A 13413-nucleotide genomic window follows, 5' to 3' on the forward strand; every position below is an offset into this window, starting at 1 on the left:
GCGCGTCCTGGGCAATCAAAAGGCCTTAGATTAGCGTGTTAAAATCAGTGGTTTAGCGCATGTCTTTCGACGATACAGGCTCAAAACGCAAGCTGGGCATGAAGGACGTGCTGCTGTGGTCGCATGGCGACCCTCCGCCGCCCAGCCTCAGACTGGTAGGTATTCATACCTCCACCGCGGGCGGCGTGGCGACCTCCGCCGAGAGGGCCTACCGGCTGGGCGCAAACACTTTCCAGATTTTTTCCTCCAGCCCGCGACAATGGCAGCCGTACCCGTTGTCGCAAGCGCAGTGCGACGAAATGCGCCGGCTGAGGGAAAAGTACCGCCTTGGTCCGCTGGTCATTCATGCTGGATATCTGGTGAACCTGGCCAGCGCCGCCGCTGAGTTTCACCGCAAGTCGGTCCAGGCCTTTCGCGGCGAGGTGGAGCGTGCACTTGCTCTGGGCGCCGAGTTTCTGGTGCTGCATCCCGGCTCTTTTCGCGGACGCAGCCGCGAAGAAGGTTTGCAATTGGTGGCGCGCTCCATCGCCGAAGCAGCGCAAGGACTTGGACTGGAGAATTCCCACCTCCGGGTCCTGATTGAGAACACAGCCGGAGCCGAGTTCTCCCTGGGTGGATCGTTTGAGCAGGTAGGGCATCTTTTGCAGTATCTGTCTCCCGTCTGTCCCGTAGGCGCGTGCATTGATACCTGCCACACGCATGTTTCCGGGTATGACATGGTCACCGAAAGCGGATGGCAGGAAACCATGCAGAAGCTGGATACGGCCATCGGCCTCAAGAACGTTTTTGTCTGGCACTGCAATGATGCGAAGGACCCCTGCGGCTCCCGGCGTGACCGGCATGAGCACATCGGCCGGGGAACCATGGGACTGGAACCCTTCCGGCGATTGCTGAACGACTCACGCACTGCGCATGCCGCTTTCATCGCGGAGACGCCCATTGACGAGCCCAAGGACGATTTGCGCAACGTCGGGAAATTGAAATCACTAGTGCAAGGCGCCGGGGTTCCGGCAAGAAGAAAAAGGGCATAAGATAGAACATGGCTGAAACCACCAACATTCCCGCCAACCCATCGCAACGGCAAAATGATGACCGTTACGATCACCAGCGCATAGAAGAGAAGTGGCACGCCCGCTGGCAGGCCGATCCCAGCCTCTTTGCGGCTGAACCGCATGACAGCAAGCGCAAGAAGTACTACGTGCTGGAAATGCTGCCGTATCCCTCCGGCGCGTTGCACATGGGACACGTACGCAATTACGCCATCGGAGACGCGCTTGCCCGCTACATGTGGATGCGCGGCTACAACGTGCTTCATCCCATGGGCTGGGACGCTTTCGGCCTGCCCGCGGAAAACGCCGCCATCAAGAACAACGTTCCGCCGAAGAAGTGGACGCTCGACAACATCGCGCACATGAAGACCCAGATGAAGCGCATGGGCTTCAGCTACGACTGGTCGCGCGAAGTCACCACATGTTTGCCGGAATACTACCGCTGGAACCAGTGGTTCTTCCTGAAGCTCTTTGAGAAAGGCCTGGCGTATCGCAAGAAGAGCAAGGTGAATTGGTGCCCGGAGTGCGCCACGGTGCTGGCCAACGAGCAGGTGGTCGGCGGCATGTGCTGGCGGCATGAGGACACGCCGGTGGAGCAGCGCGAGTTGGAGCAGTGGTTCGTCCGCACCACCAAATATTCTGACGAATTGCTCAACAGCCTGGACCAGCTTGAAGGCTGGCCGGAAAAAGTCAAGACCATGCAGCGCAACTGGATTGGCCGCAGTGAAGGCGCGCTGGTGGATTTCCAAATTGATACTTCAGAAGGGAAGCTGGCTGGAAAGATCACCGTCTTCACCACGCGGATTGACACCATTTTCGGCGCGACTTCCATCCAACTTGCGCCGCAGCATCCGCTGGTGGCGGCCTTGATCGGCGACGATTCGCACCTTCAAGCAAAGGTTGAAGAAATGTCCGGCGAGCAAGGCAAAGCCAAAGAAGCCGGCGATTTCAGCGAGATTGAGAAGCACGGCGTCTTCACCGGCGCTTACGCCATCAATCCGTTTAACCAGGAGAAAGTCCCCATCTGGGTGGCCAACTACATACTGATGGACTACGGGACGGGCGCCATCATGTCCGTGCCGGCGCACGACGAGCGCGACTATGAGTTCGCGCAAAAGTACGGCCTGGAAATTCGGATCGTGATTCTGCCCCGGCGCGTAGGCGAACCTCCCGCCCCAGGCGAACCTGAGAAGCCTGTGCTTCCCTACACGCACACTGACAGCATGCTCATCAATTCCGGGGAGTTCAACGAGCTCTCCAATGAAGATGCCATAAAGAAGATGGCGGAATTCGCGGAGCAATATGGCTTTGGCAAGCCAACTGTCACCTATCGCTTGAAGGATTGGGGCATCTCGCGCCAGCGTTACTGGGGCACGCCCATCCCTATGTTGTACTGCGAAAAAGACGGCGTGGTTCCAGTGCCGGAAAGCCAGCTTCCGGTGGTCTTGCCCGACAACGTGGACATCACTTTGCAAGGCGGATCGCCGCTCGGCCGCGTGCCGGAGTTCATCAACGCCAAGTGTCCCAAGTGCGGCGGTCCGGCGCGCCGCGAGACTGACACCATGGACACCTTCGTGGATTCGTCCTGGTATTTCTATCGTTACACCAGCGCCCAGCTCAAGGACCGTGCGCTGGACACGGCGACCGTGGATTATTGGTTCCCGATTGACCAGTACATCGGCGGCGTGGAGCACGCCATTCTGCACTTGATTTACTCGCGCTTCTGGACCAAGTTCATGCGCGACCTCGGCCTCGTGCACAACAGTGAGCCGGTCGAACGCCTCTTTACCCAGGGCATGGTCATCAAAGACGGCGCCAAGATGTCCAAGAGCAAAGGAAACATCGTTTCGCCCGACGACATGGTGGCCCGCTATGGCGCCGACTCCACTCGCATGTACGCGCTCTTTGCCGCGCCTCCGGACCGCGACCTTGACTGGCAGGAAGCCGGCGTGGAAGGCGTTTACCGTTTTGTGGGGCGCATCTATCGTTTTGTGATGCGCAACGCCGCCGCAACGCGAGCAGACAGCAGCACGAAGCCGGCTCAGATTTCTCCCAAAGTCCGCCAGGTGCAGCGCAAACTCCACCAGACCATCAAACGCGTCACCGACGATTTCCAGGGCCGCTGGCATTTCAACACATGCGTGGCCGCCATCATGGAGTTCGTCAACGAACTTTACGGCGCGGAAGAGGAAATCACTGCTGGAAGGTTCCCGGCGCCGGTCCTCGTCGACGTCCAGCGCAAGCTGGTCTTGTTGCTGGCTCCGTTCGCGCCTTATTTGGCCGCAGAGCTCTGGGAAGTTCTGGGCGAGAAGGACGCGCTCCTTCGCCATCCCTGGCCGGAATACGATCCTGCGCTCGCCAAAGAGGACGAGATCACCTACGCAGTGCAGATCAACGGCAAGCTTCGTAGCCACGTGTCCGTCCCCGCGGACAGCCCGGAAGACTTGGTCCTGGATCGCGTGCTGGCCGACGAGAAAACCCGCGCCGTTCTGGAAGGCAAGGAAATTGTGAAGAAGATCGTGGTGCCGGGCAAGCTGGTCAACCTGGTGGTGAAGTAGCGGATAGAAGCTAGTGGCTACTCCCAACCCCATCACCGCTGGACCTCGCGCTGTGTTGCACGATCCGGTGGTCTTCCTGTTGGAGTTGCTGTGGCGCTGGTGTTTTGGCGGCGTAGCGTTTGCGGTGTTGTTCGCATCGGCCTTGGCGCTCTCCAACGGCGTCACAGTCACTGCCGCTGACTCCGTCGGCTTGCGCAGCCATGACGCCCTGCAAGTCACGCTGGCGCTTCGCCATACGCTGGCGATCATGCCCGCGCGGCTTTTGATCACGGCCCTGGCCGTGCTGCTCTTTGTCACCCTGCTGTGGACGCTCCTCGGCGCCGCCGGCCGTGCGCTGTTGCTGAGCCGCACCGCGCCGGACAAGCGGCCATTTCGCTTTCGCAGCATTCTGGTGGTCCAAGGCTGGCGGGCTGCGTTCGCGTGGCTGGCGATTCTGGCCATGATCACGTTGATCGCAGTGGCTGCGGGAATCGCCGGCAGCAAAAAAGACCCAGATCCATTTTTCTTCTACCTGGTGGGGATGGTTTCCTCTCTCTTTATCGCGGTGTTCTGGGCGGCGATCAACTGGTATCTGTCGTTGGCGACCATCTTCTGCTATGCCGGCACGCGCGCGCGCGGCGCGGTCCGCGAGACCATCGGCTGGGTGCACGTTCGCGCCGCTGACCTGGGCGGCATCAGCGGAATCTTCGTCCTGGTCCGTCTGGCTTTCGTCGCCCTCACTGTAATCTTGCTGTTCTTGCCTTCAGGGATACTGGCGGCTTCGCCGCGTGCGTCTTTCCTGTGGATGTCTGTAGTGGCCCTTCTGTATTTTGGCTTCTCCGATTTCCTCAACATCGCGCGGCTGCTCTCCTACATGTCGGTGGAGGATGCCGTCGCGGAAGAGATCATTGAGGCCTCTGGGCGCCACCCGGGAGAATCCAAGCGCCGCCCGCCGCGTTTCTAAAAGTCTTCTTGGCCCTTTACACCTGCGCGTGAATCAGAGAAAATCATTCGTGGAAGAACAATCCATTGTCATCCTCGACTTTGGCTCGCAATACACGCAGCTGATTGCGCGCCGCATACGCGAACTGAAAGTTTTCTCCGCGGTCCTGCCCTGCACGGCAACTCTGGAAGAAGTTAAGAGCTACAAGCCTGCCGGCATCATCCTGAGCGGCGGACCCTCGTCCGTTTACGACGCGGACGCCCCGCCCGCCGACGAACGCATCCTCGCCCAGGGGCTCCCCGTGCTCGGAATCTGTTACGGGCTGCACTACATCACGCACAAGCTGGGCGGCAAGATCGTCCCCGGCCCCAAGCGTGAATACGGCCATGCCGAAATCGCGGTTTCCGGCGACTCTCGCCTCTTCCGCACCCTGCCCTCGACGATGAATGTCTGGATGTCGCACGGCGACGAAGCCAAGGCCTTGCCGCCGGGGTTCAGCGTGGTGGCCAAGTCCAGCAACGCGCTGGCGGCCATGCAGGATGAGTCGCGACGCATATGGGCCGTGCAGTTTCATCCGGAAGTCCACCACACCAAACAGGGAATTGATCTGCTGCGGAACTTTGTTTATGAAATCTGTGGCGCGCGCGGCGACTGGACCCCGCAGCATTTCATTGATGAAACCATTCGCCAGGTGCGCGCCACTGTGGGCGAACAAGGCAGGGCCATCTGCGCGCTCTCCGGCGGCGTGGACTCCGCCGTGGCCGCCACGCTGGTGGACAAAGCCATTGGCCGGCGATTGCTCTGCATCTTCGTTAACAACGGCGTGCTGCGCAAGAACGAGTTCCAGAAAGTCCAGCAGAACCTGCGCGACAAGCTCGGCTTGAACCTTGACGCCGTGGATTCCACCAAACTCTTCCTGGACAAGCTGGCCGGCGTCACCGACCCGGAAACCAAGCGCAAAATCATCGGCAACACCTTCATTGAAGTCTTTGACCAGGAAGCGCACCGCGTGGAAAAAGACTTTGGCAAAGTTGACTTCCTGGTGCAGGGCACGCTGTACCCGGACGTGATTGAATCGCGCAGCGTGCGCGGCCCCTCGCAGACCATCAAGACCCACCACAACGTGGGCGGTCTGCCGGAAACCATGAAACTCAAGCTCATTGAACCTTTAAAGGATTTGTTTAAGGATGAGGTGCGAAATATCGGCAGGGAAATGGGTATGCCGGAGGAGATATTGCAGCGCCAGCCCTTCCCCGGACCCGGTCTTGCCGTGCGGATTCTGGGTGAAGTCACGCCCGAGCGCATCGCGCTGCTCCAGGAAGCCGATGACATCGTGGTGAATGAGATTCGCCGCGCCGGACTCTACGCCCAGATCTGGCAGTCGTTCGCCGTGCTGCTGCCGGTGATGTCGGTGGGCGTAATGGGCGACCAGCGCACTTACGCTTACACCTGCGCCATCCGCGCCGTGCATTCGGAAGACGGCATGACCGCGGACTGGGTGCCGCTGCCGTACGACGTTCTCAAGCGAATCTCCAACCGCATCGTGAACGAGGTGCGCGGCATCAACCGCGTGGTCTATGATGTGACTTCCAAACCACCGGGGACGATTGAGTGGGAGTGATGCGCTTTGGCCGATTTATCCCAGCAGAGCTTGTTTGAGCAGATCAATGACGTCCGCCAGCGCGCCACGTGGGTCGTCGAGCGGCGGACGCCGGAGAAGCTCACGCAGCGCCCTGATCCCAGCAGGTGGTCCATTGCCGAGTGCGTCGGGCACCTCAACATCGTGATGGACGACTACCAGCCGCTGATTACTGCGGCAATTGAGCATGCGCGCAAAGAAAACCTGATCGGCAAAGGCCCGTTCAACCTGGGCATCATGGGCCGTTTCATGGTCAAGACCATGGAGCCGCCAGTGAAAAGGAAATTCAAAGCGGTGCCGCGCTTGGCCCATCCTGTTCCGGTGGGCGACGGAAGCAAGCTGCTGGAAGGTTTTCTTGCCCGGCAGGACGAACTCGAAAAGCTGGTCCGTCAGGCGGAAGGGCTCAATCAGGAAAAGATCAAGATCCAATCGCCGTACGCGTGGTGGCTGCGCTTGCGGTTGTGCGCGGTTTTTGCTTTCATTCTTGCTCATGAGCGCCGCCACATTGACCAGGCGGAAGCAGTTTGCAGGGTAGTTGCGCCCGGCTGACAGAAAACTCCCGGATGGTGAACACTCTGCGGCGCAGAGTGCAGATTTGAAAACAGGTAAACTCCGATGCAAATGGACGCAACGCAGCTCTCCCAGGAAGTAAACGACTGTCGCCGCCGTGCCGAACAACTCGTCAACGGCATGTTGCCAGAGCAGCTGACGAAACGAGCTGATCCCGCCAAGTGGTCGGTGGCCGAGTGCCTTGCCCACCTGAATCTCACGGCGAAAGTGGTGCAGAAGATCGTGCGAAAAGGCGTGGCGCAGTCGCGCGCGCAATCGAATAGAAGCAAGGCCAGCCAGGGACCGTTCCCTTTAGGTGCTCGCGGCCGCCTGCTGATCTGGATCGCCGAACCGCCGCCCAAGTTCCGCATCCCCGCGCCCAAGAGCATTGCTCCACCGCAGGCGATTGATGATCCCACACAACTTCTGCCGGAATTCATGCGCGCCCAGGATGAATGGGAAAGCCTGATGAAAGACGCCGAAGGCCTGGATCTCTCCCGCATCACCCTGGGGAATTTCCTCTCCCCGTTCCGCTGCCGGATGAGCGGCGGCATGTTGTGGATGATGGCCCACCAGCGCCGCCATTTGTGGCAGGCCGAGAACGTGAAGAAACAAATCACCGGCGCGTAGCGCGCAGGTTTACTTTCCTCGCTGATTCAGGCTGCCGGTAATCGCCGTAACCAGCTTCCGCGGGCTGAAGCGGACGCTTTGCGCCAGCGCCCAATTCTTCACGCCGGTGATCACCAGCGTCCGGCCTTTCAGCATGGCGTGGTAGCCTTTGCGAGCTACTTCCTCTGAGCGCATTCTGCCTAACTTGAACAGCCGTGATTTCTCCATGTCCGCGCGCGCGGCAAACTCCGTGGCCGTTGCCCCGGGACACAAGCAAGTCACGGTAATGCCGGTGCCCTTCAGTTCGTTCGCGATGGCCTCTGAGAAAGAGATCACATAGGCCTTGGTCGCATAGTAGACGGCCATGAACGGGCCGGGCTGGAATCCGGCGGTGGAGGCCACGTTCATGATGCGTCCCTGCTTGCGTTCCAGCATTCCCGGCAGCGCCAGCTTGGTCAGATGGGTTAGCGCGGTGATGTTAACCTGGATCATCTGCTGTTCGTCTTCAAGATGCGTATCTTTAAACTCGCCACAAGCCCCGAATCCCGCGTTGTTGATAAGCGCGTCCACCTGGAGGCCGCGCCGCGTAATCTCCTTCCACAGCTCAAGCGGAGTTTCGCTTCGTGCGAGGTCGCCGGCGATGGCGTGCACGCGATTGCCATGCTGCGCTTGCAACTCCTGCGCAATCTCTTCCAGTTTGCTCTGGTTGCGGGCGGTGATGATCAAATCAAAGTCCGGCGCCATCAGCCGCGCCAGATCCAGCCCGATTCCGCTGGAAGCTCCGGTGATGAGCGCGACCGGCAGCCGGTCTTTGGTATTGAGCGCGCCGGCATAAGCAGGGATGACCATGGGTTCCTCCGGGGAAAAGCGACACTCTAACAGATGCCAGCGCGATGGGGAGGACGCGAAGGCAGTGCCTGTCGCGGCAAACTGGAATCGAACAAACGCGGCCGGCTACTCCGGGTCAGCCACCCGGCCGATAAACAGCACTGATCCTGTTGCTTTGTCGGTGATCCAGAAACAGAACGGCCGGTCAGCGATGAACTCAAACGGTTTGGGAGGTTTCCATCCCATGGCTGCACCTGCAGGCATCCCGATCGCCAGCACGCTGGCGGCTTCCGCGCCTTTTTCGTCCACAGAGATCGTGTTGTTCTGCAGGACTTGACCCACCTGGGCCCCCTGGGGATGGGTCACCGCAGGCCGTAGCGAATCAAAGGAATCAAACAGCCGGTTCAAGCCCAACTTTCTCAAAACAGGAATAAACTCGCCGTCATAACGCAGCTTGAACCGGGGAATCTTCACCAGGCCCGTACGCTTCGCGAAAGGCTGGATCGTAATCCAATCGCCCTTCAGCACCTGATGCTCAATCTCCGTTAAAGATGGATGGCTGATCATTCCGGGCTTCGGTAAAAGGAAGAACATCGTGGCAAACGTGAATTCCAGCGCCACTGCGTGAAAGTTCTTGCCTTCGTAGTACGGGTATTCTCCCCGTTGGCTCATCATGGGGACTTTGTGCGACTTGGCGCCCTCCGGATGAAAATCTTCGGGCTGGGTCCTTGCCTCGTCAAATGGATTTTTCCATTGGCCCTTGAAATAAGTGGCGGAGAGCAGAGCGAAGTCTGTTTTCCCCAGCCGCATGTCCACCAGTTCGTGGGTCTTTTCCCGCGACCAGCGGGAAACTCTGTCCGGCAACTCCGCCCGTGGGACGGACGCAATCTCCGTGGAGTAGTAGCGATGCCCTGCATCGAGAAAAGCGGGTGCAAAAGACAAGGGAAGCGAGACCCACAGAGAATTCGCCAGGACAAAACTTTCTCCGCTGCCAGCGCTGAGCTTTTCCAGCGCCTTCTGCAGCGCCTGGGTCTGTTGATTGATCTCGGAGAGATTCATGGAGGCCAGATGCGTGAACTCGAGAATTTCCTTTTGCGTCGCCGCATCAGCCCCGTTCAGCAGCAAGGCAAACGCGATGGAAAAGGGCAGCGGCGCCAACACTAGGTTGCCGGACTGCTCTTGGGCCACCGCGCCATAGAGCGCGAACGCCGATTTGACGCTGGCTTCAGAAACTTGAGACATAGGTGTTCCGGCCGAACGCTGGTAATCGTAACTCGCCGGCACTCTCCCTACCAAAACAGGCTTGGTTCTTGGGGCCCGGCTCGTGATTCAGGGGAAAATCATATATGTATTGATAATACATCAATTCTTGGTAATAATGTTCTTGGAGGGAAATTATGAGTCCTGTTTCTTCGCAGACGGAAGTAAAAGTGGCCGATGAGGTTTGGATTGCCACGGCTTTGCTTCATCGGCAACACCCTGAAAAGCCAGACTTTACGTTGGACGAAATCGTCGAACGCGCTAGAAAAGAAGGCTTGAGCAAGCCCCTTCGGCCTGGCGTGTACGTCCATGTTGCCCAACATTGCGTGGCGAACCGGCCACCCAACCCAGGGCGCTACAGGATGCTTCTTGAAACCTCATCAGGGCGCCGTCGCCTATTCCGCAAGGGTGATTCGTATCATCCCGAACGGGAAGGGGGAAAGACAACTCCCAAAAGGGAAGACATGCCGCACGGGTATGAGGGCTTGTTGACTTGGTATGAAGGCTGGTGCTCCGTTTCGGCTGGCAAGGCGATCCAAGCGGACCCGCTGCTCTGCTTGCAAGGATCAGGCAAAAAGCTTTGGGCCGATGAGCACGCCGATGACTACGTGCGCCGCCTCCGCGAGGGATGGGAATGAGCCGGGTATTTTGGGACACGAATTTGTTCATCTATTTGTTTGAGAACTACGGTCCATTCTCGCAAGCCGCAGCTGCCCTTCGTGCAAGGATGCTGACGCGGGGTGATCAGCTTTTGACCTCGGCGCTCACATTGGGTGAGGTGCTGGTGAAACCCTTGGAAATGAACGACTATGTCCTCTGCGCGAAATACGAGCATGCTTTTGCGACCTCACTGATTACGCTTCCATTCGAGGTGAAAGCCGCAAGAATCTACGCTTCGCTCCGCTCCGACCGATCTCTTCGAGCTCCCGACGCCATCCAACTCGCATGTGCAGCCAGCGCCGGAGTAGATTTGTTTGTTACGAATGACGCGCGCCTGCAAGGGAAGCAAGTCGCTGGAATCCAGTTCATTGTGCCTCTGGACCGCGTGCCGATCTGACCTGCAAAACAAAAAGCGCAGCAGCCGCGCCCCGCTGGATGAAATTCTGGATGCGCTCTTACGGTATGGTCACCGTTGGATCCAGATAAACATCCTGGATGGCGTTCAGCAGAGCCACGCCCTCCTTCATCGGACGCTGAAACGCTTTGCGGCCGCTGATCAATCCCATTCCGCCGGCGCGTTTGTTGATTACGGCCGTGGTAACCGCTTCGGCAAGATCGTTGCTGCCTGAGGCGCCGCCGCTGTTGATCAGACCCATGCGTCCCATGTAGCAGTTCGCCACCTGGTAACGGCAGAGATCAATAGGATGGTCGGTTGCCAGGTCGTCATACATGCGTTTGTCGAATTTGCCGTAACTTGTTCCCTTGGGGTTCATCGCGACATAGCCGCCGTTGTTCTCCGGCAGTTTCTGCTTGATGATGTCGGCCTGTATGGTCACGCCCAGATGGTTGGCCTGGCCGGTGAGGTCGGCGGACACGTGATAGTCCTTGTCCTGCTTAAATGAGGAATTGCGCAGATAACACCACAAGACCGTGGCCATCCCCATTTCATGAGCCGCAGCAAAAGCCTGGCTGACATCCACAATCTGCCGTGCACTCTCCAGGGACCCAAAATAGATGGTTGCTCCAACGGCCGCGGCGCCCATGTCCAATGCCTGCTTCACGGTGCCAAACATGACTTGATCGAAGCGATTGGGGTAGGTGAGAAGTTCGTTATGATTGAGTTTGACGATGAATGGAATTTTGTGCGCGTAAGCTCTGGACACCGCGCCTAATACTCCGAAGGTAGACGCCACAGCATTGCAGCCGCCTTCGATTGCCAACTCGATGATTTTTTCTGGATCGAAGTAGTCAGGATTTTTCGCAAAGCTGGCTCCCCCCGAATGTTCAATCCCCTGGTCCACCGGCAGAATGGAAAGGTATCCCGTGTCGGCAAGGCGCCCATGGCCGATGATGCGTTGCAAATTCACCAGCACGCGGTTGTTGCGGTCCGTTGGCCGGTAGATTCGGTCCACCGTGTCCGGACCCGGCAGATGCAAACGCTGCCTGGAGATCTTGGGCTTGGAATAACCTAGGAAGTATTCAGCCTTATCGCCCAGATGCTGTTCTGTCGTTCCTACCGATGCAGTGTTTACGGTTGCCATTGTGCTGCTCCAGTCTGTCAAAAATCTGTGAAAGCGTAAACGAACCGACCTGCCCTGTCAATCCCGCGTGCTCCGTAAGTACTTGAAAATGCTAACCTACAGCGCTTTGCCCGGCGCTGCTGGGCAGCATCCAGATGGCCCCTGCAACTTAAGTCGCCCGCCAGTCTCTATCCAGTACGCTCTGTTTAAGATGCCTGGTTGGCAAGAAACGACTCGCTGCACTCCGCAGAAATTCTTGACTCTCACTGCCGCAGCGGAAGTTGCGCCAGAATGCTGCGCTGCTTGGCGATCAACGATTCAATCCCCTTGGCGGCGTAGTCCATCATCTTCTTTAGCTGGCTCTCATCAAAGGGATGCTGCTCAGCCGTGGCCTGGATTTCGACGATCTTGTGCGCGCCGGTCATCACAAAGTTCAGGTCCACATCGGCCTGGGAGTCTTCCTCATAGCAAAGGTCCAGGAGAATGGAGCCTTCAACAACACCTACACTGACGGCGGCGACGAAGTCGCGGATGGGCGCAGAGGAAAGCGTGCCTGCCTCTACCAGCTTCTCCATCGCCAGGCCCAGCGCGACGAACGCCCCGGTGATGGACGCGGTGCGCGTGCCGCCGTCGGCCTGGATCACGTCACAGTCCAAGGTGATGGTGCGTTCGCCCAAGCGCTTCAGGTCCACCACGGCACGCAGAGCGCGGCCGATCAGGCGCTGGATCTCATGCGTGCGTCCGCTCTGGCGCCCGCGGGAAGCTTCACGCGGCGTGCGGGTAAGAGTAGAGCGTGGCAGCATGCTGTACTCGGCGGTGATCCAGCCTTTGCCCGCGCCTTTGAGGAATGACGGGACAGATTCTTCCACCGTGGCGGTGCAGATCACGCGGGTGTTGCCGACCTCAATCAGCACAGAGCCTTCGGCCGTGGAGACGAAGTCAGGAACAATGTTCACCGGACGCAACTGCTCCGGAGCACGATTGTCAGAGCGGAAAACTATTTCTTTATTTTTTGACGTCATTTTTCAATATCAACCAGTTCAGCGTTGTCGATTGCACATCCCAGGAACCTGCCACCGAGGCGGCGAAATTTCTCCACCGAATCCGTGGTAAAGCACTGCAGACTGCCGGGCTGGCCCTGTCCGCGAGCGCGGCCTAGCTGCTCTACGACTGTGGCCGCGGTGGATTCAGCGGAATCCACAATCTCCACCTGCGCCGGCGCCACCCGCCGCAGCAGCGGGCGGATCAGAGGATAGTGCGTGCAGCCGAGCACCAGCACGTCGGCCCCCTGGGCGCCGTTCTTGAAGATGTCATCAATATAGATGTGGGCGACCTCTTCGGTCACCGGGTGCTCCACCCAGCCTTCTTCCACCAGCGGCACAAACAGCGGGCAGGCTTTTTCCACGGCTTCCATTCCGAACTGGTGCAGCGCGCGCTGGTAAGCGTGGCTGCTGACGGTGGCTTCGGTGGCGATGACCGCCGCCTTGCGCGTCTTGGAAATCTCTGACGCCCGCTGAGCGCCGGGTTCGATCACGCCGATCACCGGGACCTTGACGGCGGCGCGGATGTCGTCCAGCGCCAGCGCAGTCGCGGTATTGCAGGCCACCACCAGCATCTCAATCCCGCGCGATTCCAGGAAGTGCGCGCTGGCAATGGCGTATTTGGCCACGGTGCGGACAGACTTTGCGCCGTAAGGAAGATGCGCGGTGTCGCCGAAATAAAGATAGTCCGCTGCGGGCATGGCGTTGCGCAGCTCGCGCAGCACCGTCAGCCCGCCGAAGCCGGAGTCAAAAACGCCAATCATTGGTCGCGTCGGGCG

General features: G+C 58.9%; 13 protein-coding genes. 8 read left to right on the forward strand and 5 right to left on the reverse strand.

All coding sequences use genetic code 11. The features are described 5' to 3' along the window. Window positions 1-98: 98 nt before the first annotated feature. From LAO20_05575 to LAO20_05600, 6 genes are all read left to right on the forward strand, one after another. Window positions 99-1031 carry a deoxyribonuclease IV gene (locus LAO20_05575; GenBank protein MBZ5530881.1) on the forward strand — a complete coding sequence of 311 codons (933 nt, stop codon included), beginning with the start codon at window positions 99-101 and terminating at the stop codon, window positions 1029-1031. An 8-nt stretch (window positions 1032-1039) separates the two neighbouring features. After that, on the forward strand, window positions 1040-3607 hold the full coding sequence (leuS, locus tag LAO20_05580) for a leucine--tRNA ligase (GenBank protein ID MBZ5530882.1): 2568 nt from the start codon (window positions 1040-1042) through the stop codon (window positions 3605-3607). A 13-nt stretch (window positions 3608-3620) separates the two neighbouring features. Then, window positions 3621-4550 (forward strand): hypothetical protein, encoded by a 930-nt coding sequence (locus LAO20_05585; protein ID MBZ5530883.1) that lies wholly within the window; start codon window positions 3621-3623, stop codon window positions 4548-4550. Next, entirely contained in the window at window positions 4474-6150 is a 1677-nt protein-coding gene (gene guaA, locus LAO20_05590; protein ID MBZ5530884.1) for a glutamine-hydrolyzing GMP synthase, read from the forward strand. Before LAO20_05585 ends, guaA begins: the two co-directional genes overlap by 77 nt. Before the next feature lie 6 nt (window positions 6151-6156). Next, window positions 6157-6717, forward strand: a complete 561-nt coding sequence (locus tag LAO20_05595) for a DinB family protein (GenBank protein MBZ5530885.1) — start codon at window positions 6157-6159, stop codon at window positions 6715-6717. A gap of 66 nt (window positions 6718-6783) precedes the next feature. Beyond that, on the forward strand, window positions 6784-7347 hold the full coding sequence (locus LAO20_05600) for a DinB family protein (protein ID MBZ5530886.1): 564 nt from the start codon (window positions 6784-6786) through the stop codon (window positions 7345-7347). 9 nt (window positions 7348-7356) lie between these two features. Here the strand turns inward: LAO20_05600 and LAO20_05605 are convergent, their stop codons facing one another. Further along, window positions 7357-8175 carry an SDR family oxidoreductase gene (locus tag LAO20_05605; protein ID MBZ5530887.1) on the reverse strand — a complete coding sequence of 273 codons (819 nt, stop codon included), beginning with the start codon at window positions 8173-8175 and terminating at the stop codon, window positions 7357-7359. A 105-nt stretch (window positions 8176-8280) separates the two neighbouring features. After that, window positions 8281-9396, reverse strand: a complete 1116-nt coding sequence (locus LAO20_05610) for a hypothetical protein (GenBank protein ID MBZ5530888.1) — start codon at window positions 9394-9396, stop codon at window positions 8281-8283. A 155-nt stretch (window positions 9397-9551) separates the two neighbouring features. Here LAO20_05610 and LAO20_05615 point away from each other — a divergent pair, with 155 nt between their 5' ends. Beyond that, window positions 9552-10052 (forward strand): hypothetical protein, encoded by a 501-nt coding sequence (locus LAO20_05615; GenBank protein ID MBZ5530889.1) that lies wholly within the window; start codon window positions 9552-9554, stop codon window positions 10050-10052. Next, window positions 10049-10471 (forward strand): PIN domain-containing protein, encoded by a 423-nt coding sequence (locus tag LAO20_05620; GenBank protein ID MBZ5530890.1) that lies wholly within the window; start codon window positions 10049-10051, stop codon window positions 10469-10471. The genes LAO20_05615 and LAO20_05620 overlap by 4 nt, the downstream gene beginning before the upstream one ends. 58 nt (window positions 10472-10529) lie before the next feature. Here LAO20_05620 and LAO20_05625 read toward each other — a convergent pair whose 3' ends face one another. From LAO20_05625 to murI, 3 genes are all read right to left on the reverse strand, one after another. Beyond that, window positions 10530-11615 (reverse strand): class I fructose-bisphosphate aldolase, encoded by a 1086-nt coding sequence (locus LAO20_05625; GenBank protein ID MBZ5530891.1) that lies wholly within the window; start codon window positions 11613-11615, stop codon window positions 10530-10532. A 242-nt stretch (window positions 11616-11857) separates the two neighbouring features. Beyond that, window positions 11858-12616, reverse strand: coding sequence for a ribonuclease PH (gene rph / locus LAO20_05630; protein MBZ5530892.1), 759 nt, complete (start codon window positions 12614-12616; stop codon window positions 11858-11860). Further along, window positions 12613-13398 carry a glutamate racemase gene (gene murI / locus LAO20_05635; GenBank protein MBZ5530893.1) on the reverse strand — a complete coding sequence of 262 codons (786 nt, stop codon included), beginning with the start codon at window positions 13396-13398 and terminating at the stop codon, window positions 12613-12615. Before murI ends, rph begins: the two co-directional genes overlap by 4 nt. Window positions 13399-13413: the final 15 nt, after the last annotated feature.

The sequence above is a fragment of the Terriglobia bacterium genome (genome assembly GCA_020072815.1).
Taxonomy (GTDB): Bacteria; Acidobacteriota; Terriglobia; order Terriglobales; family Acidobacteriaceae; genus Angelobacter.